At 64.1% G+C, this 23933-nt stretch carries 18 protein-coding genes; 8 read left to right on the top strand and 10 right to left on the bottom strand.

Features of this window, described 5'->3' with window-relative positions:
- Positions 1-60: 60 nt before the first annotated feature.
- The 4 genes from uvrA to ACSQ24_RS14840 all read left to right on the top strand — a co-directional run bounded on the left by uvrA (position 61) and on the right by ACSQ24_RS14840 (position 9347).
- Positions 61-3024, top strand: a complete 2964-nt coding sequence (gene uvrA / locus ACSQ24_RS14825; RefSeq protein ID WP_436095410.1) for an excinuclease ABC subunit UvrA — start codon at positions 61-63, stop codon at positions 3022-3024.
- Between the two features lie 196 nt (positions 3025-3220).
- Positions 3221-5179 (top strand): site-specific DNA-methyltransferase, encoded by a 1959-nt coding sequence (locus ACSQ24_RS14830; RefSeq protein WP_436095411.1) that lies wholly within the window; start codon positions 3221-3223, stop codon positions 5177-5179.
- A 3-nt stretch (positions 5180-5182) separates the two neighbouring features.
- On the top strand, positions 5183-7519 hold the full coding sequence (locus ACSQ24_RS14835) for a DEAD/DEAH box helicase family protein (protein WP_436095412.1): 2337 nt from the start codon (positions 5183-5185) through the stop codon (positions 7517-7519).
- A gap of 1327 nt (positions 7520-8846) precedes the next feature.
- Positions 8847-9347, top strand: a complete 501-nt coding sequence (locus ACSQ24_RS14840) for an invasion associated locus B family protein (protein ID WP_436095413.1) — start codon at positions 8847-8849, stop codon at positions 9345-9347.
- 61 nt (positions 9348-9408) lie between these two features.
- Here the strand turns inward: ACSQ24_RS14840 and ACSQ24_RS14845 are convergent, their stop codons facing one another.
- Positions 9409-10059 (bottom strand): ceramidase domain-containing protein, encoded by a 651-nt coding sequence (locus tag ACSQ24_RS14845; protein WP_436095414.1) that lies wholly within the window; start codon positions 10057-10059, stop codon positions 9409-9411.
- Positions 10060-10515: 456 nt separating this feature from the next.
- On the opposite strand from ACSQ24_RS14845, the gene ACSQ24_RS14850 reads away from it, so the two are divergent.
- Both ACSQ24_RS14850 and trmFO read left to right on the top strand, forming a co-directional pair.
- Positions 10516-10671, top strand: a complete 156-nt coding sequence (locus ACSQ24_RS14850; RefSeq protein ID WP_110492672.1) for a DUF1127 domain-containing protein — start codon at positions 10516-10518, stop codon at positions 10669-10671.
- 155 nt (positions 10672-10826) lie between these two features.
- Positions 10827-12239, top strand: a complete 1413-nt coding sequence (gene trmFO, locus ACSQ24_RS14855; protein WP_436095415.1) for a methylenetetrahydrofolate--tRNA-(uracil(54)-C(5))-methyltransferase (FADH(2)-oxidizing) TrmFO — start codon at positions 10827-10829, stop codon at positions 12237-12239.
- Between the two features lie 180 nt (positions 12240-12419).
- Here the strand turns inward: trmFO and ACSQ24_RS14860 are convergent, their stop codons facing one another.
- From ACSQ24_RS14860 to yajC, 5 genes are all read right to left on the bottom strand, one after another.
- Positions 12420-13310 carry a phytoene/squalene synthase family protein gene (locus ACSQ24_RS14860; protein ID WP_436095416.1) on the bottom strand — a complete coding sequence of 297 codons (891 nt, stop codon included), beginning with the start codon at positions 13308-13310 and terminating at the stop codon, positions 12420-12422.
- Between the two features lie 221 nt (positions 13311-13531).
- Positions 13532-13912 carry an Mth938-like domain-containing protein gene (locus ACSQ24_RS14865; protein WP_436095417.1) on the bottom strand — a complete coding sequence of 127 codons (381 nt, stop codon included), beginning with the start codon at positions 13910-13912 and terminating at the stop codon, positions 13532-13534.
- 147 nt (positions 13913-14059) lie between these two features.
- Positions 14060-15001, bottom strand: coding sequence for a protein translocase subunit SecF (gene secF / locus ACSQ24_RS14870; RefSeq protein ID WP_436095418.1), 942 nt, complete (start codon positions 14999-15001; stop codon positions 14060-14062).
- A gap of 27 nt (positions 15002-15028) precedes the next feature.
- On the bottom strand, positions 15029-16639 hold the full coding sequence (gene secD, locus ACSQ24_RS14875; protein ID WP_436095419.1) for a protein translocase subunit SecD: 1611 nt from the start codon (positions 16637-16639) through the stop codon (positions 15029-15031).
- 59 nt (positions 16640-16698) lie between these two features.
- Positions 16699-16968: a preprotein translocase subunit YajC gene (yajC, locus tag ACSQ24_RS14880; RefSeq protein WP_436097897.1), complete on the bottom strand. Its 270-nt coding sequence runs from the start codon at positions 16966-16968 to the stop codon at positions 16699-16701.
- Between the two features lie 293 nt (positions 16969-17261).
- On the opposite strand from yajC, the gene ACSQ24_RS14885 reads away from it, so the two are divergent.
- Entirely contained in the window at positions 17262-18140 is an 879-nt protein-coding gene (locus ACSQ24_RS14885) for an ATP-binding protein (protein ID WP_436095420.1), read from the top strand.
- A 135-nt stretch (positions 18141-18275) separates the two neighbouring features.
- Positions 18276-18728 carry an SMI1/KNR4 family protein gene (locus ACSQ24_RS14890; RefSeq protein WP_436095421.1) on the top strand — a complete coding sequence of 151 codons (453 nt, stop codon included), beginning with the start codon at positions 18276-18278 and terminating at the stop codon, positions 18726-18728.
- A gap of 198 nt (positions 18729-18926) precedes the next feature.
- Here the strand turns inward: ACSQ24_RS14890 and ACSQ24_RS14895 are convergent, their stop codons facing one another.
- From ACSQ24_RS14895 to serS, 4 genes are all read right to left on the bottom strand, one after another.
- Positions 18927-20258 (bottom strand): peptidoglycan DD-metalloendopeptidase family protein, encoded by a 1332-nt coding sequence (locus ACSQ24_RS14895; RefSeq protein ID WP_436095422.1) that lies wholly within the window; start codon positions 20256-20258, stop codon positions 18927-18929.
- Positions 20259-20762: 504 nt separating this feature from the next.
- A complete protein-coding gene (locus tag ACSQ24_RS14900) occupies positions 20763-21425 on the bottom strand; it encodes a protein-L-isoaspartate O-methyltransferase family protein (protein WP_436095423.1) in 663 nt (220 codons plus the stop codon).
- A gap of 145 nt (positions 21426-21570) precedes the next feature.
- On the bottom strand, positions 21571-22332 hold the full coding sequence (surE, locus tag ACSQ24_RS14905; protein ID WP_436095424.1) for a 5'/3'-nucleotidase SurE: 762 nt from the start codon (positions 22330-22332) through the stop codon (positions 21571-21573).
- A gap of 231 nt (positions 22333-22563) precedes the next feature.
- On the bottom strand, positions 22564-23871 hold the full coding sequence (gene serS, locus ACSQ24_RS14910) for a serine--tRNA ligase (RefSeq protein WP_436095425.1): 1308 nt from the start codon (positions 23869-23871) through the stop codon (positions 22564-22566).
- Positions 23872-23933: the final 62 nt, after the last annotated feature.

Raw genomic sequence — 23933 nt, forward strand, 5'->3', positions numbered from 1 at the left:
CGCACTGGCACGGCACGGCGATTGCCCTATCTCTACGACTTGGCTCAACCGGACACCACCATGGCTCGCAAGACCACGCTCGCCGAACAGGCCGCGACGCTGGAAGACATGTTCGACCGCAACCGTGCGGCCGACCCGAACGCGCGCGTCATCTCCGTGCGCGGCGCGCGCGAGCACAATCTCAAGAATGTCGACCTCGCCATTCCGCGCGACAAGCTCGTCGTCTTCACCGGCCTTTCCGGCTCGGGCAAGTCGTCGCTCGCCTTCGACACGATCTATGCGGAAGGCCAGCGCCGCTATGTCGAGTCGCTCTCGGCCTATGCCCGCCAGTTCCTCGAGATGATGCAGAAGCCCGATGTCGACCAGATCGACGGGCTCTCGCCGGCGATCTCGATCGAGCAGAAGACGACCTCGAAGAACCCGCGCTCGACGGTCGGCACCGTCACCGAGATCCACGACTATATGCGCCTGCTCTGGGCCCGCACCGGTATCCCCTATTCGCCGGCGACCGGCCTGCCGATCGAGAGCCAGACCGTGCAGCAGATGGTCGACCGCCTCGTCGAGCTGCCGGAGAAGACCCGCGGCTATCTGCTCGCGCCCGTCGTCCGCGGCCGCAAGGGCGAGTTCCGCAAGGAGATGGCCGACTGGCTGAAACGCGGCTTCCAGCGCGTCAAGGTCAATGGCGAGTTCTACGAGATCCCGGACGCGCCGGCGCTCGACAAGAAGTTCAAGCACGACATCGACGTCGTCGTCGACCGCATCGTCATCCGCCCCGATCTCGGCGCCCGCCTCGCGGATTCGCTGGAGCAGGCACTCGACCTCGCCGACGGCATCGCCGTCTTCGAATATGCCGACGAGAAGGAGGAGAACGGCGAGGCCCGCCGCATCACCTTCTCCTCCAAGTTCGCCTGCCCGGTCTCCGGCTTCACCATCCCCGAGATCGAGCCCAGACTCTTTTCGTTCAACAACCCGTTCGGCGCCTGCCCGGTCTGCGACGGCCTCGGCCACGAGATGCGGATCGATCCGGAGATGATCGTCCCGGATCATGCGCTCTCGCTGAAGAAGGGCGCGATCGCGCCCTGGGCCAAGTCGACCTCGCCCTATTACGGCCAGACGCTCGATGCGCTCGCCAAGCATTTCGGCTTCTCGACCACCAAGCCCTGGAGCGAGCTGCCGCAGAGCGCCCGCGACGCGATCCTGTTCGGCACCGGCACCGAGGCGGTGCGCATGGCCTATAATGACGGCCTGCGCGCCTATGAGGTGAAGAAGCCCTTCGAGGGCGTGATCACCAATATGGAGCGGCGCTGGAAGGAGACCGAGAGCGACTGGGCCCGCGAGGAGATCGGCCGTTTCATGTCGGAGACGCCCTGCGCGGCGTGCAACGGCTTCCGGCTCAAGCCCGAGGCGCTGGCGGTCAAGATCGACATGCGCCATATCGGCGAGATCTCGCAGCTCTCGGTCAAGGACGCGCTCGCCTGGGTCACCGCCCTGCCCTCGCGGCTCTCGCACAAGCAGAACGAGATCGCCCCGCGCATCCTGAAAGAGATCCGCGACCGGCTGACCTTCCTGCTCGATGTCGGCCTCGAATACCTGACGCTGGCCCGCGGCTCGCGCACGCTGTCGGGCGGCGAGAGCCAGCGCATCCGGCTGGCATCGCAGATCGGTTCGGGCCTCACCGGCGTGCTCTATGTGCTCGACGAGCCCTCGATCGGCCTGCACCAGCGCGACAATGAGCGCCTGCTCGGCACGCTGCGGCGCCTGCGCGACCTCGGCAACACCGTGATCGTCGTCGAGCATGACGAGGACGCGATCATGACCGCCGACTATGTCGTCGATGTCGGCCCCGGCGCCGGCATCCATGGCGGCGAGATCGTGGCCAAGGGCACGCCGCAGGACATTCTGGACGACCCGAACTCGCTGACCGGCAAATACCTCACCGGCGAGATGAGCGTCCCCGTCCCGCTGAAGCGCCGCAAGCCGCAGAAGGGCCGGTCCCTCAGGATCGTCGGCGCCCGCGGCAACAACCTCAAGGACGTCACGGTCGACATCCCGCTCGGCCTGTTCACCTGCATCACCGGCGTTTCCGGCGGCGGCAAGTCGACGCTGATCGTCGACACGCTCTACAAGGCGATCGCGCGCAAGCTCAACGGCTCGATCGAGCATCCGGCGAGCCATGACCGCATCGAGGGCATGGAGCATCTCGACAAGGTCATCGACATCGACCAGTCGCCGATCGGCCGCACCCCGCGCTCGAACCCGGCGACCTATACCGGCGCCTTCACGCCGATCCGCGAATGGTTCGCCGGCCTGCCCGAGGCCAAGGCGCGCGGCTATCAAGCGGGGCGCTTCTCCTTCAACGTGAAAGGAGGACGCTGCGAGGCCTGCCAGGGCGACGGCGTCATCAAGATCGAGATGCACTTCCTGCCCGACGTCTACGTCACCTGCGATGTCTGCAAGGGCAAGCGCTATGACCGCGAGACGCTCGAGGTGAAGTACCGCGACAAGTCGATCGCCGACGTGCTCGACATGTCGGTCGAGGAGGCCAAGACGCTGTTCAAGGCCGTGCCCTCGATCCGCGAGAAGATGGTGACGCTCGCCCGCGTCGGCCTCGACTATGTCAAGGTCGGCCAGCAGGCGACGACGCTGTCAGGCGGCGAGGCGCAGCGCGTCAAGCTCTCCAAGGAGCTCTCCAAGCGCGCCACCGGCCGCACCCTCTACATCCTCGACGAGCCGACCACCGGCCTGCATTTCCACGACGTCGCCAAGCTGATGGAGGTGCTGCACGAGCTGGTCGAGCAGGGCAATTCCGTGGTGGTGATCGAGCACAATCTCGAAGTGATCAAGACCGCCGACTGGGTCCTCGACCTCGGCCCCGAAGGCGGCGACGGCGGCGGCATGGTCGTGGCGCAAGGCACGCCTGAGGACATCGTCCGGATCGGCAAAGGCCACACCGCGCGCTTCCTCAAGGAGGTGCTGGAGCGGCGGCCGTTGAAGGGGAAAGGGGCGAGGCAGGCGGCGGAGTAGACGATCGGGTCGAACCTTCCCTGGGTTCTGATGCGCAACAGAAAGTAGTGTCTTGGTAGATCGCGCAGCTTGCGCAAAATGCTAGCAACTTGCACAAGGCGGCGAGGCTGGCATTGTGCGGTTCTTGCGATCGAAAATAGAACATAGTAAGAACAATATGTGCTACGGAACGCGGACTGTGGGGGCTGACTGAGTGATGACGGGGCTGGAAGGCTCTCAGATCGATCAAGAGCTTTCAAAGCTGAAACGATCTGATCTTGAGCAAATGGTGCGCGGCCTGCTGTCAAGCGGCGTTGCACTTAGCTTCTTCGGAAAGCGCACGACGATGGAAATCGCACGTCGCGTGCGCCCACGCGTCACACGTCGCGAACCTCGACTTAATGTCGGCGATGCGGAGTCCCAAGCGCGCAACTTACTAGTCGAAGGTGAAAACCTTCAGGCAATGGTCACTCTGTACAAGTACCGCGGCGAGATCGACCTTATACTTACTGACCCACCTTATAATACAGGGCAGAACTTTCGCTACAACGACCGCTGGGATCAGGACCCTAACGACCCCGAGCTTGGCACCATCGTCGCCAAGGAGGATGGCTCGCGACATACTAAATGGATCAAAACGTTGATGCCGCGCCTTCAGATGATGAAAGCCATGCTTAAGCCTTCTGGCGTGATTGCTGTCTGCATCGACGACAACGAGTTATTCCATCTCGGCATGATGATGGATGAAGTATTCGGCGAGATAAACCGCCTGGCAATTCTTAATTGGCAAAAAACTACGGTTAAAAATAACTCAAAACATGTATCTCAGACAACCGAATATGTCCTCGTTTATGCTAAAGACAAGAAACTGAGCCGGACTGGATTATTCGACCGATCGGACAAATCTAATGCACGCTTCGGCAACCCCGATGATGATCCCCGTAAGGAATGGAAGCAGGGTGACTTAACTGGGACTGGCGCCGATAGTCACCCAACTGCGCTCTACGCGATCCAATCCCCTTTCGACGGTGAGCTTCACTATCCGGGCGAAAATCGCTGCTGGGCGTTCGAAAAACGCCGGATGAAGGATTGGCTTTGTGAATGGGGCCCACAGTACGTCGAACGCGACCTCAATGACGGACGCACCAAGGCGCTGGTGATCCAGGATGCGCCATTGCCGGGTGCGGCGAATTTCACCCTTTCTAACAGGACGCTCGCCGCCGCACGCGCGCTTGCAGAAGCGAAACTTCAGGCCGGCGCCTGGCCCCGCCTCTATTTCGGCATGAAAGGCTCCGCCAAGCCAATGGCGAAGGTCTATCTGTCTGAGATCAAGGCAGGCGTTGTGCCAACGACCTTCTGGGTGGACGAGGAAGAGGAGACACTGGAGCTTGGCAGCGTATCTTGGAGTTCTGCTGAGACTGGGCGAAGCCGCGAGGGCCTCGAGGAGCTCGACAAGATCGTCGGACAAGGACACGGCTTCACTACAGTCAAGCCGCTTCAGCTAATAAAGAAAATTATCCAGATCTGGTGCCCGCCCACTGGCACGGTGCTTGACCCCTATGCCGGCTCCGGGACGACCGGCCACGCCGTCCTCGCCTTGAACAAAGAAACCGACGCGCAGCGGCGTTTCATTCTCATCGAACAAGGTGCGCCCGAGAATGGCGACAAATACGCTCGCACGCTGACCTGGCGACGGTTGCACAATGCCGTCACCGGTGAACGACCAGAGAAGCGTCGAGCCGCGCCCTTGGGAGGAGGGTTCGAGTATCGCCTTCTCACCAAGACGATCGATGCAAAGACTGTTCTGTCGATGCAGCGTGACGAGTTGATCGATATCGTCCTAACCTCGCATTGGGAGAGTCAGCGGCGAAGCGCCCCCAATCTGCGTCGGTTCGACAGCGCTGACTATCAGTATCTGATTGGCACTGACGACCTCGGAGAGGGCTATTTTCTAATCTGGGACGGCACCGGGCCCGCGGGCACACTGAGCCTTGAAAGCTACAAAACCGTGGCACTGGAAGCGAAGCACGCCAATATTCCTCCCCCCTACCATGTCTATGCGCGGTACGAGACATTCCAGTCGCCAAATGTACGATTTTGGAAAATTCCAGATCGCATCTTGGCGCATCTCGGCCTGAACGAGAATGACGAATATAACTTGCCGGACGAGGCCTGACGGATGGAGTTATTTCTCTTCCAAGAGAAGGCGGCTTCGCAGATCGCCTCCCGTTTCGCGGCCTATAGCGCTAATCCGTTGATGGTAGATCGGACTACAATAGTTCCTTTCGTCCAGACACTCGTCTCTATCACCGGTAGCGGCAAAACCCTGATCTTAGCTGACACACTATCACAGTTACGCAATCAGCTGCCCATTAACCCCATCGTGTTGTGGATTTCCAAGGGGCGGGTGGTGGTCTCTCAGGCCTATGCCAACCTCTCAAGCGGCAAGTACGCACCTAATATTTCCGGCTTCAACGTCAAGCCCCTGCTAGAATCCACACCGGGCGATATCGAAGATGCCGATATTCCACTGCTACTGGTTGCGACTTCTGGTAAATTCTCCGTTGAGGACGAGAAGGGCACCGAACGCAAAGTCTTTCAAGCACAACTTGACTTGGCAAGTGACTCGCTATGGAATTTGATTAAATCACGCCGGACAGCTAATAACATCCGTCGGCCACTGATTGTTATTTACGACGAAGGACATAATCTGTCGGACCTTCAGGCTCGACGATTGCTTGAGTTAGCACCGGATGGCTTGATCTCCGCCAGCGCGACGTCGTCCGTGCCGGATCGCCTAGAATATACGTTATCGCGTCTCCGTGCTGATCGGAATTGGTCCGACGCTGACTTTACCACCGCAGTTGCCAGTCGCGACGTAGTCGATGCCGCGCTCGTCAAGGAGCGTATCGCGCTCGGAGGATATGTCACTCCGATGGAGACCGCTGTCGATGCCCTTCTCGCCGACATGGTGGAAGTACGCACTTCCGCGAGTAAGCTGTCAGTGCCGTTTCGCCCCAAGGCAATTTATGTCTGCAGCACCAATACGGTCGACGGCGTGCCTATCGCGGAGGACGTAAAACGCCCCTATACTGAGCGGCAAGCACGCCCGATTTTGATCTGGCGGCATCTTGTTGAAACGGCCAAGATAGATCCCGCCAAAATCGTGATCTATAGTCAGATCAAATTCAGCAAAGACTTTCCAGCCCCCAAAGATATGATCGTTCTGGCCGGCGGTGACAATGATTACACAAGCTTCATCCAAGGCCAATACGAGCATATCATTTTCAATCTATCGCTGCAGGAGGGGTGGGACGATCCGACCTGCAGCTTTGCTTATATCGACAAAGAGATGGCTTCTACGCGCCAGATAACGCAAGTAATCGGCCGAGTTCTGCGGCAGCCAGGGGCAGAACATTATGCCGATCCGACCCTTAACACCGCTCACTTTTACATTCGCTCAGATGAGCGTGGGACCTTCGATGCAATTCTAGGCGAGATTCGTAAGGAGCTTGTTTCTGAGCATCCTGCGGTTGAACTGACGATCAAAAAACAGCCCGGTGGCCGCATCCTCGAAAAGCTGCTTCCCGATCCCGCGCGTACTGTGCCGACGATTGGCATCCACTCGGTTCACGCCAAAGAGCCAATTGACCAAATCGTCTCCACCATGCTCGACTTCCGAGATGGCGGAGCGAACACGATCGGCCAAGGTAGCCGAATGCTATTACTTCAGGAGATTGGGGTCGGCGTCGAGGCCAACTATGAATGGATCGACGTCGAACACAGCAATCGCGTCACGGCTCGGTCAATTTTTCGCCGTGAACTTCAGAGGCTTTATTCGGGAGCATTGCGCCGTGCAGGCGGCCCGATCAATTTGGTCGACATCGAGCTACCCAAATTCGATGCATTGATCGAATTGACTAGCCAGGCGGCAGATCATGTACGTAAAATTGCACACCAAGTAGTCGATGCTTACATTTCACATTCGCGTATTTTCCAGAACGATTTCGATCCACCTTATGCAGTCGGCCCAGTGCTAGTCGACAATGCTAGTGCCGAGACCTTCTCGCGCGCGCTGCACCACAGCTATTCGGGGTTTAATGATCTGGAGCTACGCTTTGCGCGTGCGCTCGACAAAACGCAGCGTGCATGGGTACGAAATCCCAAGGGGGGCGGCTTCCACATTCCACTACTTAGCCTGGGCGGCACGACAACCTTCTGGCCTGACTTCCTAGTCTGGGTCGACAAAACTGTGGTCGCTATCGATACAAAGGGCGATCATCTGCTGCATGAGGCCAGCGCAAGTAAGCTATTTGACATCGACACGCTGGGCGAACCAGCAAAGGTCACCTTGCGTCTAGTTTCAGAAGGCAAAGCCGAGGCGCGAGCCGGTAATCAGATCGCGAAAGTTGGCAAGAGCGGCTTCACTGTCTGGAGCTGGAAAAATGGCAAACTTCATGCTGCGCATGCCGAAAACGAGCGAGCGGTTACCAAGCTCGCACTGCAGCTGACTTAGGTCAGCAAGGTGAACGCTCAGCACCAGAAGCACCAACTTATCCCCGCCTCCAAAACCTCCCGTATGATCCCCTCGCCCATCACCCATACGGGGCGGCCGTCCGGAGGTATGCCAAAGGCGGGTCGGCGCCTGCGGGCGGGCCCCCGCTCCCGGGAGGCTTCGGGGCACCGCCCTTACAGGACAATGCGCGGGGAACCCCTCTCCCGGATGGGAGAGGGGCAGGGGTGAGGGCCCGCCGCTAATCATCTGAATGCAACGGAGCCGCTGCGGCCTTCTGCGGCAAGCGCAGGCCCTCATCCGGCGCTCCGCGCCACCTTCTCCCATCCGGGAGAAGGCTGGGTCGCGGTTCCTCCGCCATTCCGTCATGCTCGGGCTTGTCCCGAGCATCCACGCCTTGCGACGCGGATGGCAGGGACCGGCCCCCGAAACGCCGCTCGCCCGGTCGTTCCGGCGTGAAGACGTGGATGGTCGCCACAAGGGCGACCATGACGGGAGAGGCGAATCTATCCCCGCTGCCAAAACCTCCCGTACAATCCCCTCGCCCATCACCCAAACGGGGCGGCCGTCCGGAGGTATGCCAGGGGCGGGTCGGCGCCTGCGGGCGGGGGGTTACGCCCCGCTCCCGGGAGGCTTCGGGGCACCGCCGAAAGCCGCCGCCTGCGGCGGCGTCTTCCGACCCTGGAATCGCAGACTGCGCAAGCTTGTCTGCGTGGGACACTACGATCCCTGTGCGAGGAGCTCGCTAGATGAAGCGGCTGCAGAGGCCACTGCGACGGCGCTGAGGGAGCGACGCCCCGAAGAGGGGAACTGGCTTCCGACGGCATCGCGGCACGGCCAGCAGCCGGCTTCGCAGAAGCGCGGCCCGGAGACTTGAAGAACGCCGAAGCAGGCAGCCAAGCTTGCGCAGGCTGCGTAGACTTGCCTGCGCGCGCCACGGGGCGTGCGGATGGGGACCATCCGCGCCGCTTCCTGGCTCAACGGAAGCGGATACGACAACGCGCCTCGCGGCGCTCTGCCAGCCCCGTATTTTCAGCGCCCGCAGGCAGGCCTGCGGGCGGGGTTTGGCGCGCGCCTTCCTTCTCCCCTCGGGGGAGAAGGTGGCAGCGCGAAGCGCTGACGGATGAGGGCCCGTCATGCAGGGCGAGCGGCAAGCGTTTCACCCGGTCGAGGCGCCCTCATCCCCCTGCCGGGACCTTCTCCCCCGAGGGGAGAAGGAGGCTAATCCCCCTCCCCCGCGCCCTTCCGTCGCACGGCATTGTGAGGGTCTTGTTTACGCCTTGTTAAGTCCGGCACTTTCATCCCTGCGATGCAAACAGGAGATGACCCGATGATCAGACTGGCGCTTCCCGCGGCCCTGAGCCTTCTTGCCGCCTCGGCCCCGGCTTTCGCCGCTCCGGCCCAGCCAATGGGCCAGTTCAAGCAGTGGAATGCGGCGGCCTATGACGGCAGCAATGGCAAGCGTTGCTATATCGTCTCGTCGCCCGGCGCCCTGAAACCTGAGACCTTGCGTCATGGAGACGTGTTCTTCTTCGTGCAGACCGCGCCGAGCGCCCAGAGCCGCACCGAGTCGAGCTTCCAGACTGGCTACGACTTCGCCAAGGATTCGACCGTCACGGTGACGATCGGCGACGAGACGTTCCGGATGCTGACCTCGGGCAACAATGCCTGGCTGCAGCGGCTGGAGCGCGAAGGCGAGCTGCTCGCGGCGATGAAGGCCGGCGACGAGATGGTGCTGGCGGCGCGCTCGGCCCGCGGCAACGAGACCAGCTACACCTTCTCGCTCGACGGCGTGACCGCGGCGTCAAGGCTGCTGGAGCGGTGTGGCTGACAAAGAGCGTCATTCTCGGGCGAAGCCCTCGGGTCCGGCCGAGCATGACGGATTTCAAGGCTCAGCGGGCGCGCGGCGCGAAGATCGCCGCCCGCAGCAGCAGATAGAGCAGCAGACCGTTGAGCAGGTGCCAGCCCCAGTGCAGGCCGAACGGGACCGTACCGCACAGGACGGAATCGAGCGAGCGGAAGGTGAGCGACAAGGCGAAGACGAGGCCTGCGATCGCGATCCGTGCGCCCGTGACGGCGTCAGCGCGCAGCCTCGCCGCCAGCGCGACACCGCCGAGACCGACGAGGAAGCCGGCATAGCCGGCCGAGCCGCGCATGCCGGCCGGTAACAGTGGCACGAGGGCAGAGGCGAGACCGAAGCAGGCGGCGAGGAAGATGAGCGCGCCGACCGCTGCCAGCAGTGGCGACAATCCAATGAACCGGTTCAGCGCCAGGCCGAAATAGCAGAGCGCGAAGAGCTGGATCGGTACGACATCGGCCAGCAGCGTCCAGCGCTGCGGCATGGTGTGGAACAGGAAGGAGCCGAGGCCGATGATCGCGACCAGCGCCGTCAGTGCTTCGACCGGCCAGTCGCGGCGACCTTGCCGCCGCAAAAGCAGGAATGCCGCCAGCGCCGCCAGCAGGAAGGCGGCATTGCTCATCGCATTGAGCGGCTCGGCCCAGAAGGCGCCGCTCAGCCGTTCGCAATAACCCGAGCCCTGCATGCCCTGCTCCGCCCTGCTGGAATCATCGAATCATGCCGCCGGCCTCATGCGAGCGTATGACGACGACGCCGAAAGCAGGGGCGATTCTTCTCGAAACTGCGCATGGTGAAGAGAACGTTGCACCCCGCCCCGGCTCGGCAACCAATGCTGCGATGCAAACCGCATGGCAAACCGCGTCGATTCTGCACGAAATCGCGGCACTCGATGAACCCCGGCGAAGGCACCGCTTCCGTCGCCTAAAATTTAGGCCAAACTTTCACTGTTCTGACAAAATCGTTAAGCGCCCTGCGCGGGTCAGCGGTCCTTTCCAAACGATCTCTTAATTTGTCATGCACAAGAAGCATAACGGAACTGACGCCGCGCCCCTGTGAGAGGCACGGTGATCGCTCTATATGCAGTGCACAACGAATTCATCGCTGTCGGGGCCAAACCCCGAAAAACCAAAAGGTTATCGCCATGTTCCTGTCCATGATCGCTTCCAAGATCCGCTCCTATCTTCGCTATCGCGAGACCGTCCGCGAGCTCTCCCGCCTCACCGACCGTGAGCTCGACGATCTCGGCCTGTCGCGCTCGGACATCCAGTACGTCGCCCGCACCCACGCGACTGCCTGATTTCTACCCGACTAGTTTCTCCTAGGCCCTGTGCTCCTCCCCTCAGGGTCTGGTCGAAGAGCGAATGCCCGCTTTCGAGCGGGCATTTTGCGTTTCTGAAGCCGGATTAGCGTTGCACCCTTGACCTTGGGCGCTGCCGCGGACACATCGCGGCCATGACAATCGCACCCATCCACATCGTCGGCGGTGGCCTCGCCGGTTCGGAAGCCGCCTGGCAGATCGCCGAGGCCGGCGTTCCCGTCATCCTGCACGAGATGCGCCCCGAGCGCGGTACCGACGCCCACAAGACCGAAAGCCTCGCCGAGCTGGTCTGCTCCAACTCCTTCCGCTCGGACGATTCGTCGTCGAACGCCGTCGGCCAGCTGCATTGGGAGATGCGCCGGCTCGGCTCGCTGATCATGGCCAAGGGCGATGCGCATCAGGTTCCGGCGGGCGGCGCGCTCGCGGTCGACCGCGATGGCTTCGCAGCCGCCGTCACCGCTGCGCTCGAATCCCACCCCAACGTCACGATCGAGCGCGGCGAGATCGCCGGGCTGCCGCCGGCCGCGTGGGACAAGGTCATCGTCGCGACCGGCCCCCTGACCTCGCCGGCACTGGCCGAAGGCATCCGGTCGCTGACGGGCGCAGGCGAGCTCGCCTTCTTCGACGCGATCGCGCCGATCGTCCATTTCGATTCGGTCGACATGGATGTCGCCTGGTTCCAGTCGCGCTACGACAAGGCGGGCCCTGGCGGCACTGGCGCCGACTACATCAACTGCCCGCTCGACCGTGACCAGTACGAGGCCTTCATCGACGCGCTGCTGGCGGCGGAGAAGACCGAGTTCAAGGAATGGGAAGGCACGCCCTATTTCGACGGCTGCCTGCCAATCGAGGTGATGGCCGAGCGCGGCCGCGAGACCTTGCGCTGGGGGCCGATGAAGCCGGTCGGGCTGACCAACAAGCATAATCCGACGGTGAAGGCCTATGCCGTCGTCCAGCTGCGGCAGGACAATGCGCTGGGCACGCTGTTCAACATGACGGGATTCCAGACCAAGCTGAAATATAGCGAGCAGGCCGCGATCTTCAGGATGATCCCCGGCCTGCAGAACGCCGAATTCGCCCGGCTCGGCGGCATCCACCGCAACACCTATCTCAACTCGCCGGAGCTGCTCGACCCGCAATTGCGGCTGAAGGCCGATCCGCGCCTGCGCTTCGCCGGGCAGATCACCGGCTGCGAGGGCTATGTCGAGAGCGCCGCGATCGGCCTCCTGACCGGCCGCCTCGCCGCGGCGGAGCGACTCGGCCGGCCGCTCGAGCTGCCGCCGGCGACGACGGCGCTGGGTGCGCTGGTCAACCACATCACCGGCGGGCACATCGTCACCATCGACGAGGGGCCGCGCTCCTTCCAGCCGATGAACATCAATTTCGGCCTGTTCCCCCATATCGAAGGCGTCGCGACGCAAGGGCCGGACGGCAAGCGCCTCAAGGGGCCGGCCAAGAGCGTTGCCCGCAAGCAGGCGCTGACGGCGCGGGCAAAGGCGGAGATGGATGGGTGGATCGGCGGGGCAAACGCGCAGGCGGCGGAATAAATCGCGGGATCCCCTCTCCTGTAAGGAGAGGGGTAGGGGTGAGGTGTTCGGACTGAAAACGTTAGCCTGAACCAGGCCGCGTGGTGAGCGCCCGCGGAACTGGTCACAGGGCCTACACCTCACCCTGCCCTCTCCTTCCAGGAGAGGGTTCCCCGCGCCCTATTCCGTCACCGCGAGGTCCTACCGCCCCGCGGTCCGAGCCGCCCGCCACAGCGTCCACTGCCGCTTGAGCGGCGAGAGGCTGATGATCGTGCGGTAGGGGTCGTAGCCGCGCCGCTCCATCTGCCTGAGATAGGGCTCGACCAGGGCGACGGCCAAGAAAGCCGGCCTGATCGCCGCTGGCACGGTGGCACCGAGATCATTGAGCTTGCGCAGGTGGATGCGCGCCAGTGCCCGCATCTCCTTCAGCGAATAGATCAGGCCCGGCCCGCCACGGCCGCGCACGATGTCCTCGCGGGTGACGCCGTTGCGGGCGAGCAGGTCGGCCGGCAGATAGACCTGACCGCGCGCCGCATGCCAGGGGAAGGCCCGCATCAGCCCGGAGAGCGCATAGGCGACACCGGCATGGCCGGCAGCGGTGGCGCTGCCGGGATCACGGCCTTGCGCCAGGACGAGGCAGGCGAGGCGGATCAAAGCGCTCGAGGTCTCGCCGGCATAGCCTTCGAGATCGGCGAGCGATGGCATCGGGTCGTCATAAAGGTCGAAGACGCGCGCCTCGATCAGCCCCGAAAGCGGGGCGATTGGCAGGCGAAAGCGCCTGACGGTGTCGAGCAGCGCCTGCGCGACCGGGTGCCCCGGCGCGGGCGCGTCCGGACCGGCCTCGAGCACATCGCGCCACCATTGCAGGCGGACCTCGCCGGGCAGCGGCTCGCTGACCTGCTCGCGCACGCGGGCGACCTCATGGCTGAAGGCATAGAGCGCGAACAGCCCCGGCCGCAGCGCCTCGGGTGCATAGAGCGAGGCGATATAGCGGTCGGGATCGTGCTCGCGCACGAGCGCAAGGCAATGGCCATAGGCCTGGGAGAGCGGGGCCGGCGCAGTGCCAGCGCGGTGCTCGGTTTTCGTGGTCATGCGCCCTCCCCGCTCCCGTCGTCACACGGGTCGAAGCGCCGGCAGTCTAGGCCGGGGCGGCTGGCTTGGCTACGCGGGAACGGCATGGCTGGTGGGATTTGATCGCCCACCGTCATTCTCGGGCGGAGCAAAGCGCAGACCCGAGAATCTCATGACGAGAAGGCGCGAGTAGGAGCCTCCTCTGGCATGAGATGCTCGGGTCAAGCCCGAGCATGACGCTCTCATTCCACGGCGATGAGCGCCGCGGCGACCCGCCGCTCTTCGCCGACCAGGACGTTGTAGGTGCGCGCCGCGGCGGGGGTCGCCATTGCCTCGACAGTGATACCGACGGCCTTGAACGGGTCACGCAAGGCAGCCGGCAGGAAGGCGATCTCGCGGCCGATGCCGAGAATCAGGAAATCGATCGCCTCGGCCTCGTCGAGGACCGGCTGCAGGCTGGCGAGGGTCACCTCGGCGAAACTTGCGACCGGCCAGATCCGGACACCGGACGGCGTCGCCAGGATCGAGCCGCGATGGCTCATCTCGGCGAAGCGGAAGCCACCGGCGCCGAAGGCATCGATCTGGTGCCGGCCGGGAACGAAGCCGTCGAAGCGCCGGTCCATGATTGCCTCACGCGGTTGCGAGCAAAAGCGCGAGTCATCCCGGGAGACCCGGGATCCATGCCGGAACCTTACTCGGGAAAGCTCCGGAATGGATCCGGGATCTCCGCTTCGCTCCGTCCGGGATGACCCAGCTTTTGGCGTCGAGCTTCAGACCCGTGCCTTGGCTTCGGCCAGTTCCTCGCTCTGGTCGAGGCGGCCGGCGCGGACGTCGAGATAGAGCAGCACCGGCGTCGAGACGAACATCGCCGAATAGGTGCAGACGATCACGCCGAACAGCATGACGAGCGCGAAGCCCTCGATCGCCGTACCGCCGAAGAAGACCAGCGCGACCAGCGCCAGCACAGTGGTGGTCGAGGTGATCGCGGTGCGCGACAGGGTCGTGTTGACCGAGAGGTCGAGCAGTTCCGGGATCGGCATGGTCTTGTAGCGGCGGAGCAGTTCGCGCGTGCGGTCGAACACCACCACCGTCTCGTTCAGCGAGTAGCCGACGATGGTCAGGATCGCCGCGATCGAGGTCAGATTGAATTCGAGCTGCGTGATCAGGAAGAAGCCGAGGGTCAGCACGATGTCATGCATGGTGCCGACGATCGCGCCGATGGCGAGCTGCATCTCGAAGCGGAACCAGAGATAGACCAGCACGCCGAGGATCGCGAGCACGACGCCCAGCGTACCGGCCTGGACCAGTTCGCCCGAGACGCGCGGGCCGACCGTCTCGACCCGGCGGAACTCGTAAGTCGCAGAGAAAGCCTCGCGCGCCCTGGTTACCACGCCCTGCTGGGCGATCTCGCCGCCGGGCTGGAGCGCGAAGCGCATGGAGAGATCGCCGGCGCTGCCGAACTCCTGCACCTCGACTTCGCCGAAGCCGAAGCTGTTGGCGGTCTGGCGCACCTGGGCGATGTCGGGCTTGCCGCTCTTGGCCTGCATTTCCAGCAGCGTGCCGCCGCGGAAATCGATGCCGAAATTGAGGCCGACCGTCAGGAACAGCACCAGCACCAGCACCGAATAGGCGGCCGAGAACGGATAGGCAAGACGCCGCCAGTGAACGATGCGGAAGCGAGTGTTGTCGGGAACGATGCGAAGCAGGCGCATGGTCTGTTTAACTCCTGGCCTGCGGCGTCAGAACGGAAGGGCCTTCGGCCGCGCCCAGCGATACCAGAGCGCGATCAGCATGCGCGTCAGCGTCACCGCGGTGATGACCGTGGTCAGGATGCCCAGGATGAAGACGACGGCGAAACCGCGCACCGGACCGGAGCCGAGCGTGAACAGGGCGACCGCCGCGATCAGCATGGTGACGTTCGAGTCGATGATCGTGGCGAAGGCGCGCTGGAAGCCCGCTTCCAGCGCCGAGACCAGCGACCGTCCCATCCGGGATTCCTCGCGCATGCGCTCATAGATCAGCACGTTCGAGTCGACCGCCGTGCCGATGGTGAGCACGATGCCGGCAATGCCCGGCAGCGTCATGGTCGCGCCAAGGAGCGACATCAGGCCGAGGATCAGGCAGACGTGCACGAGCAGCGCGATGCTGGCGATGATGCCGAACAGCCCGTAATTGCCGATCATGTAGAGGATGACCAGGACGGTCGCGATGATGGTCGCCATCTTGCCGGCCTGGATCGAGTCCTGGCCGAGGCCTGGGCCGACGGTACGCTCCTCGACGATCGTCATCTTCGCCGGCAGCGCGCCGGCGCGCAGCAGGATGGCGAGATCGTTGACCGACTGGACGGTGAAGTTGCCCGAGATCTGACCCGAGCCGCCGGTGATCGGCGACTGGATCACCGGGGCCGAGATCACCTTGTTGTCGAGCACGATGGCGAGCTGGCGGCCGAGATTCTCGGTGGTCGCCTGGCCGAAGCGCTGGGCGCCGCGGATGTTGAAGCGGAAATTGACGATCGGCTGGCTGGTGCGCTGGTCGAAGGCCGGCTGGGCGTCGATCAGATCCTCGCCCTCGACGATGACCTGGCGGCTGATCGGGATCGGCTGGCCGCCCTGATCCTGCGACGGCAGCATGTCGACATCACCGGCGTTCTGGTCGGCGACCATGCGGAACTGGAGCTTGGCCGTCTCGCCGAGAATCCTCTTCAGCTGTTGCGGATCCTGCAAGCCTGGCACCTGCACGAGGACACGGTCGAGGCCCTGTCGCTGGATGTTCGGCTCGGTGGTACCGATCTGATCGACGCGGCGACGGATGACTTCGATCGCCTGCTCGACGGCGCGGCGAATGCGCTCATTCACGCCGGCTTCGGTGACACCGAGCTGAATCAGCCCATCGGGATTCTCGTTGACCTCGATCGACTGGTTGCCGGACGGCCCGAAGGCACCGAAGGTGCCGATCGGCTGGGCGAGTTCACGAAGCTTCGGCATCAGCTTGGCGCGGTCGGCCGCCTCAGGCACGCGCAACTGCACGCCGCGTGGCGTCATGCCGATGCCGCCCTGCAGACCGACGCGTTCTTCGCGCAGGATGCGGCGGACATCGTCGCGCAATTGCGTGACCTGGCTGCGGATCAGGTCGGCGCGGTCGATCTCGAGCAGGACGTGCGAGCCGCCCTGCAGATCTAGGCCGAGCGTCATCGCGTGGATCGGCAGCAGGAAGCGCGGAATCCAGGCCGGAGCGCCCTGCTCGATCGCCTTGCGGGTCTCGGGCGAGAACAGGTTCGGCACGGCGAGGCCGCAGCCGAAGATGAGCACGAGCAGAACGAGAATGACCTTGCGGGCCTGGAGACGAAGCATCTTTATGGACAGCCTTGTTGGCGGGCGCGGGTGCTTTCAAGCCCCGCGCCTCACGGCCTTCAGCTCTTGACCGGCTCGCCCTTGGCGCGCACGTCCGAAACCATGCCCTTGAGAATGCGCACGCGCACGCCGTCGGCGATCTCGGCCTCGATCTCGGCGTCGTCGATCACCTTCGAGACCTTGGCGATGATGCCGCCCGAGGTGATGATCGTGTCGCCGCGGCGCACGTTCTTGATCATCTCCTGATGCGTCTTCACCCGCTTCTGCTGCGGCCTGATGATCAGGAACCACATGATGACGAAGATCAGGACGAACGGGACCAGCGACATCAGGATGTCATTGGTGCCGCCGCCTCCAAGGCCCTGGGCAAAAGCGGGGGTGATCACGGGAAGGCTCCTTCACGTCGCCGCCGATTGACGGCCGGCCGGCGCGGGGGTTGGTAAAATCGCGCGGACTATAGCCAGCGATGTCATGAAATCAATCGAAAGCGGCCGGTTCCCCGAACGCCTCCCCCAGCTAAGCTGTCCCTGCCCTGCGCGCAATGGCCTTGCCTTCGCAAGCGGAGCAGAGTTATGAGCGTACCGTACCGTTCGGTACACCAGTGTTATGCGGATAAACTGCGATGACCGACACCGCCATCGACCAAACGCTCGCCACCCTGCTGCGCATCGCCGACGCGCTCGAGCGCCTCGCTCCGCCGGCCAAGCGTAAAGCCGACCTCACCGCTGCCGATGCCTTCGTCTGGCATGCCGCCGGCCACGAGCTCGCGCCGGTCGCCAAGGTCAACCGCGTCGCGCTCTCGCTGCTGCGCGGCGTCGATCGCGTCCGCGACACGCTCGCCGAGAACACCGAGCGCTTCGCCCGCGGCCTGCCGGCCAACAACGTCCTGCTCTGGGGCGCACGCGGCATGGGCAAATCGTCGCTGGTCAAGGCAGTGCATGCCGACACCAACCAGCGCCTGCCGGCCGGCGCCCTGCCCCTCAAGCTGATCGAGATCCATCGCGAGGACATCGAGAGCCTGCCCGTGCTGATGGGGCTGCTCAAGGCTGATCCGCACCCCACCATCGTCTTCTGCGACGATCTGTCCTTCGACGGCCAGGACACCTCCTACAAGTCGCTGAAGGCGGCGCTCGACGGCGGCGTCGAAGGGCGTCCGGACAACGTCGTGTTCTACGCCACCTCGAATCGCCGGCATCTGTTGCCGCGCGACATGATGGACAACGAGCGCTCGACCGCGATCAATCCGGGCGAGGCAATCGAGGAGAAGGTCTCGCTCTCGGACCGGTTCGGCCTCTGGCTCGGCTTCCACAAATGCAGCCAGGACGAGTATCTGTCGATGATCGACGGCTATGTCGGCCATTTCGGGCTCAAGATCGAGCCCGAGCAGTTGCGGCGCGAGGCGCTGGAATGGGCGACGACGCGCGGCTCACGCTCGGGACGGACGGCGTGGCAGTACATCCAAGACCTGGCTGGGCGGCTGGAGCAGCGGCTGGAGGGGTGAGAAGGCGCGCGCCCGCTTGCCAAACCTGGAGCGACTTCACAGAAGGAGAAAGTGGACTAGTCATCCGTTTCTGATCGAAATGACGAGTCAAAGGCAGGGATCGGCGGGCGCGGCCGGAGAGGGCATGAAATGCGCTTGGAACAAGAAAACGGCCAGCCCGAAGAAGCCGAACTGCTTGATCTGGAAAATCAGATAGGCAGGAAACTGCCAAAGGCCTACCGCAACTGGCTTTCAGAAACCGGCGGCGGAATATTGATCGATAGCGCGATCCGAAGCGGGCTTGAGGATGAGCCGATAGCCGATGTCGCGCGATTGTTCTCGGTAGCCCAAATCCTGCATGAAACTGACATACTCGGAAATCGAATTTCGGAAGACTGGCTCCCGATTGGGACGTCCTTTGGCGGAGATCTTGCCGTACTCGACCTCACGAGCGGAGAGATTCTCTACCTTTTTATAACCCGCTTCTTTGGCAAGGATTTCGTCACTAGAGACTGTAGAGACTGCTCGGTAAGAATCGCCGAGAATTTTGAACGGCTGAAGCAGGATTTGCGGCCTTTTGACGACCTGCTGAAAGAGATCAGAAATTGAGCCTACCGTGGCTGTCATAGCCTCGCGGGTAGAGGGGCGGATAAACTCCAAGCGGAGCCTCTTCCTGCCCGAGATGGCCGGGTCAAGCCCGGCCATGACGTGCTTCGGACAAAAGGAAAACGGGGCGGCCTTTCCTGGGACCGCCCCGCCTTGTCTCGACCGGCGGGGTCTCGCGAGTACCGGTCGAAGGTCAACCGATCAGTTGCTGCTGAGATAGGGCATCGGGTCGACCGGGGTCGAACCCTTGCGCAGCTCGAAGTGCAACTGCGGCGAGTTGACGTTGCCGGACTGGCCCGACTTGGCCACGACCTGGCCGCGCTTGACCTGCTCGCCGCGCTTGACGCTGAGCTCGCCGTTATGGGCGTAGGCCGAGACATAGCCGTTCGGGTGACGGATCAGCACGAGATTGCCGTAGCCCTTGAGCTCGCTGCCGGCATAGGCGACGACGCCGCCCTCGGCCGCCTTGATCGGCGTGCCTTCCGGAACCGCGATGTTGATGCCCTCATTGCCGCCCTTGCCGGCATAGCCGGCGATGACGCGGCCGCGGGCCGGCCAGCGGAACTCGGCGCCGGACGAAGCCGGCTCCTCGGCCTTGGGCAGGCTTGCGGTGGTCTGCGGCTCGGCCTTGGGCTCCGGAGCGGGCGCAACGGCCTTCGGCTGGACCAGGACCTTCTCGGCCGGCGCACTGGCGACGACCGGCGCGGCAGCCTTCGGCTTGGCCGCGGGGGCCGGAGCCGGCAGTGCCGCGGTCTTGGTTTCCGTGCCGGCCTTGGCGGCTGCCTTGGCCTTGGCCTCGGCAGCAAAGCGGGCTCGCGCCTCGCCCATGCGCTTGGCGTCGGCCGCGGCCTTCTCCTTGGCCTCGGCGGCCTGCGTCCTGGGATCGACGGCCGCAACCTTCGGGGCGACGCCAGGCTTGGCGGGCACGGACGCGACCGGACGCGAGACCGGCGGCGGCGCGAGGCGCGGCTGCTCGAAACGGTTGTCGGTCGGCGCCGGCTGGCGCGCGGCGCTCTGGGCGCCGGCGCCATTGTAGACGGGAACGATGATGCGGGAGCCCGGGGCGGCCTCACCCGACAAACCATTGGCCTGCATCAGCGCTGCGCGCGGCACGCCGTAGCGGCCGGAGATCACCTCGAGCGTCTCGCCCTGGGCGACCACGATCGGCGTGCCGCCCTGAGCGCTCCAGCCCGAAGCCGAGCCGCCGACGGACGGGGCTGGCGCCGCAGGCGGCGTGGAGCGGAGTGCAACCGAGGAGGTCGGCGGCGGCAGCGGCTGGCTGCGCACACCCGGATTGCCGGTGGCGGAGGCCGTCTCGTAAGACTGGCGTTGTGCGCCGCGACCGATCGAGCCGGTCGTCGCCGGATCGCGCTGGGACGCCGGAGCCTCGGCGGTCTTGAAGGGGCTGCTGAAGGGCGCCTCGGTGAAGCGCAACGTGTCCGAGGAGCAGGCGCCCAGACCGGCTGCAAGGGCGCAGACCGACACGACGCGAACCACGGACTTCGGCACGGCCAGTTCGACTTGCTTACGCATGGACTCTGTACTCGCGAACGACGCAACTCTACGGTCCGCATTAAAGAGCCGGTTAGGTTAAGAAGGCGTTGCGCTGCTGACAGGCCTTGTAAATTTTCGAGGGGCCGGGATCGGCATTCTCGGACGGAGCCGGCGGAGATTCGAGAATCCCAGTGCCGATCGGGCTTCATACGGTCTGAAGGGACCGAACTGAGCCCACGACTGTTCAGTCCAGTAAGCTGAAACGAATGAAACACCCGCGGGGAACCCCTCTCCCGGATGGGAGAGGGGTAGGGGTGAGGGACTGACGTTGATTGTTGAAGCGATGCGGCGCCGTTGCATCTTTTTGCGGATAGGGCAGGCCCTCATCCCTGCCCTTCTCCCACACGGGAGAAGGGTTCCCCGCGGATGCCACTTCGATCACCGCCTGCTCAAATACCTCAACGCACTGGCGTTTCGGCATGCTTCCGCAACAACCCGAAGAGCCGCAGGTCAAGCCCGAGCATGACGGCAGCAGCGGCGCCCCTACAGCGCCTGCGACAATCCCGGCGCAAGCGGCGGAATGCGCATTATCGGCCCGAGCGCGTGGTCGAAGCCATCTTCGCTGCGTGTCACGACGACGAGCCGCCCTGCCCCCTCGACGCGCAGCGCACCGACCAGCCGGCCGCCGGTCTCCAGCCGGGCGAGCAGCGCCTCGGGCACCGCCTGCATCACGCCGTTGACGAGGATGCGCTCGAAGCGGCCGAGCGTGCGGTCGGGCTGGAGGCCGTCGGCATGACGCAATTCGACCAGATTGGCGAAACCGCCTCCGGTGAGCCGCTCATGCGCGGCGAGCGCGAGCGTGCGGTAGCGCTCCAACGAGACGACCTTGCCACCCATCGCGGCGAGCAGGGCTGCGACATAGCCGGAGCCGGAGCCGACTTCGAGCACGCGGCAATCCGGCTTCATCTCGAGCGCGCCGACCAGCGCGGCGACCGTGTGCGGAGCCGTCATGGTCTGGCCGCAGGGCAAGGGCACGGAGACGTCCTGGCGGGCGAGATCGGCAAAGCGCGATGGCGCGAAATGCTCGCGCGGCACACGCTCCATGGCCCTGAGCAGCGCGATGTCACGGACGCCGCGTGCGCGCAACGACAGCAGGAAGGCGACGGTGCGCTCGCTCTCGCTGCTGCTGGCGCCCTCCTCGGTCATCGAACTCCCCGATCACAATCCTCAGCCCTCATCCTGAGGAGCGATCGCAGATCGCGTCTCGAAGGATGTTCCAGAACGCACTGGAGCATCCTTCGAGAGGCCGCTTCGCGGCTCCTCAGGATGAGGGCTACAGCAGGCATGCCGTTCAAGCGAACAGCTGCGCGAAGCGTGTCATCGTCGGCTCATGCGTCAGGTCGAGTTCGAGCGGTGTCACCGAGATCTTCTTCTCGGCGAGCGCGCGCAGATCGGTGCCGTTGGCCGGCTCGTGCTTCCCGCGCTGGAAGGCGATCCAGTAATAGGGATTGCCACGCCCGTCGCGCCGCGGCTCCAGCCGCATCAGTTCCTGGTCGCGACGGCCCTGCGCCGTGACGGCAACGCCGGCGACCTCGCTGGGGGCCACGTTCGGGAAGTTGAGGTTGAACAGGATGCCGTCGGGAATCCCTTCCTCCAGCAAACGGCGGATGATGCCGGGCGCATGCTGCAGGGCGCAGTCCCAGATGATGCTGGTGCGGTCGCCCGCCATATAGGCCTGGCTCACCGCGATCGAGGGAATGCCGAGCAGCGTACCCTCCATGGCGGCGGCGATGGTGCCGGAATAGGTCACGTCTTCGGCGACGTTCTGGCCGCGATTGACGCCGGAGAGCACGAGGTCGGGCTTCATCTCGGCCATGACCGAGCGCACCGCCATGATCACGCAATCGGTCGGCGTACCCTGCACGGCAAAGCGCTTCTCTTCGACCTGGCGCAGGCGCAGCGGGTTCGACAGCGACAGCGAATGCGCCACGCCCGACTGGTCGGTCTCGGGCGCGACCACCCAGACATCGTCGGAGAGCTGCGCGGCGATCTGCTCGAGGACGGCGAGGCCCTCGGCGTGGATGCCGTCGTCATTGGTCACCAGGATGCGCATGTCGGACGGTCTCTCAGCAAAGCAATGAGGGGGCGGCGAGCCGCAACAGATCCTCTCCCCCCTTGTGGGGGAGAGCTAGAGAGGGGGGTAGACAGCCGCGCGGCTGATGATCCTGCTTTATGGGCTCGAACAAGGGATGAAGGCCAGCGACCCGCATACCCCCCTCCCCAACCCTCCCCCACAAGGGGGGAGGGAGAAGAGCCGGCGCCACTAAGCGAGCGCTCACGACCATCACGCCTTCTCGATCCGCGTCACGCCGCGCATATAGGGAACCAGCGCGTCCGGCACCGTGATCGAGCCGTCGGCGTTCTGGTAGTTTTCCATCACCGCGATCAGCGCGCGGCCGACCGCCGTGCCCGAGCCGTTGAGGGTGTGGACGAAGAACGGCCCCTTGCCGTCCTTCGTCTTGTAGCGGGCGTTCATGCGCCTCGCCTGGAAATCGCCGCAGACCGAGCAGGACGAGATCTCGCGATAGGTCTTCTGGCCCGGCAGCCAGACCTCGATGTCGTAGGTCTTCTGCGAGGCGAAGCCCATGTCGCCAGTGCACAGCGTCATCACCCGATAATGCAGGTCGAGCTTCTTCAGAACGGTCTCGGCGCAGGCGAGCATGCGCTCATGCTCCTCGCGCGATTTGTCCGGCGCGGTGATCGAGACGAGCTCGACCTTCTCGAACTGGTGCTGGCGCAGCATGCCGCGCGTGTCGCGGCCGGCCGAGCCGGCCTCGGAGCGGAAACAAGGCGTGAGCGCAGTATAGCGGCGCGGCAGCTCCTCCTCGGAGAGGATGGATTCGCGCACGAGATTGGTCAGCGGGACTTCGGCGGTGGGGATGAGCCAGTGATCCTCGCCCGCCCGGAACTGGTCGTCGCGGAACTTCGGCAGCTGAGCCGTGCCAAACATCGCCTCGTCGCGCACCATCAGGGGCGGGTTGACCTCGGTGTAGCCGTGCTCCTCGACATGGATGTCGAGCATGAACTGGCCGATGGCGCGGTTGAGCCGTGCCAGCTGGCGATCGAGCACGACGAAGCGCGAGCCGGAGAGCTTCGCGGCCGTCTCGAAGTCCATCTGGCCGAGCGCCTCGCCGAGCTCGTAATGCTCCTTGATCTGATTGAAGCCGAACAGCCGACCACCCGTCTTCTCCGGCTGCTGGCCATGCGTGTGACCTTCGAGCACGACATTGCCGTGCTCGTCGGCGCCGTCCGGCACGTCGTCGAAGGGCATGTTCGGGATCGCGGCGAGTTGCTCGCTCAGCGTCTCGACGGCAGCCTTCTCCTCGGCCTCCAGCGCCGGCCCGTGCTCTTTCAGCGAGGCGACCTCGGCCTTGAGCTTTTCAGCGAGAGCGAGGTCCTTCTGGCCCATCGCCTTGCCGATCTCCTTGGAGAGGGCGTTGCGGCGCTCCTGCGCGGCCTGCGACTTGCTGATGGCGGCCCGGCGCCGGTCGTCGAGCGCCAGCAGCGACGACGACAGTTTCTCAAGCCCGCGCCGCTGCAAGCCCCGATCGAACGCGTCAGCGTTCTCGCGAATCCATCTGATGTCGTACATCGCTTCAAGCCGAACCGTTGTTGAATCGGCTGATGCTCTAGAGCATGCGGCGCCAGCACGGA

It is taken from the genome of Allobosea sp. LjRoot237, from assembly GCF_964253285.1.
GTDB lineage: Bacteria > Pseudomonadota > Alphaproteobacteria > Rhizobiales > Beijerinckiaceae > Allobosea.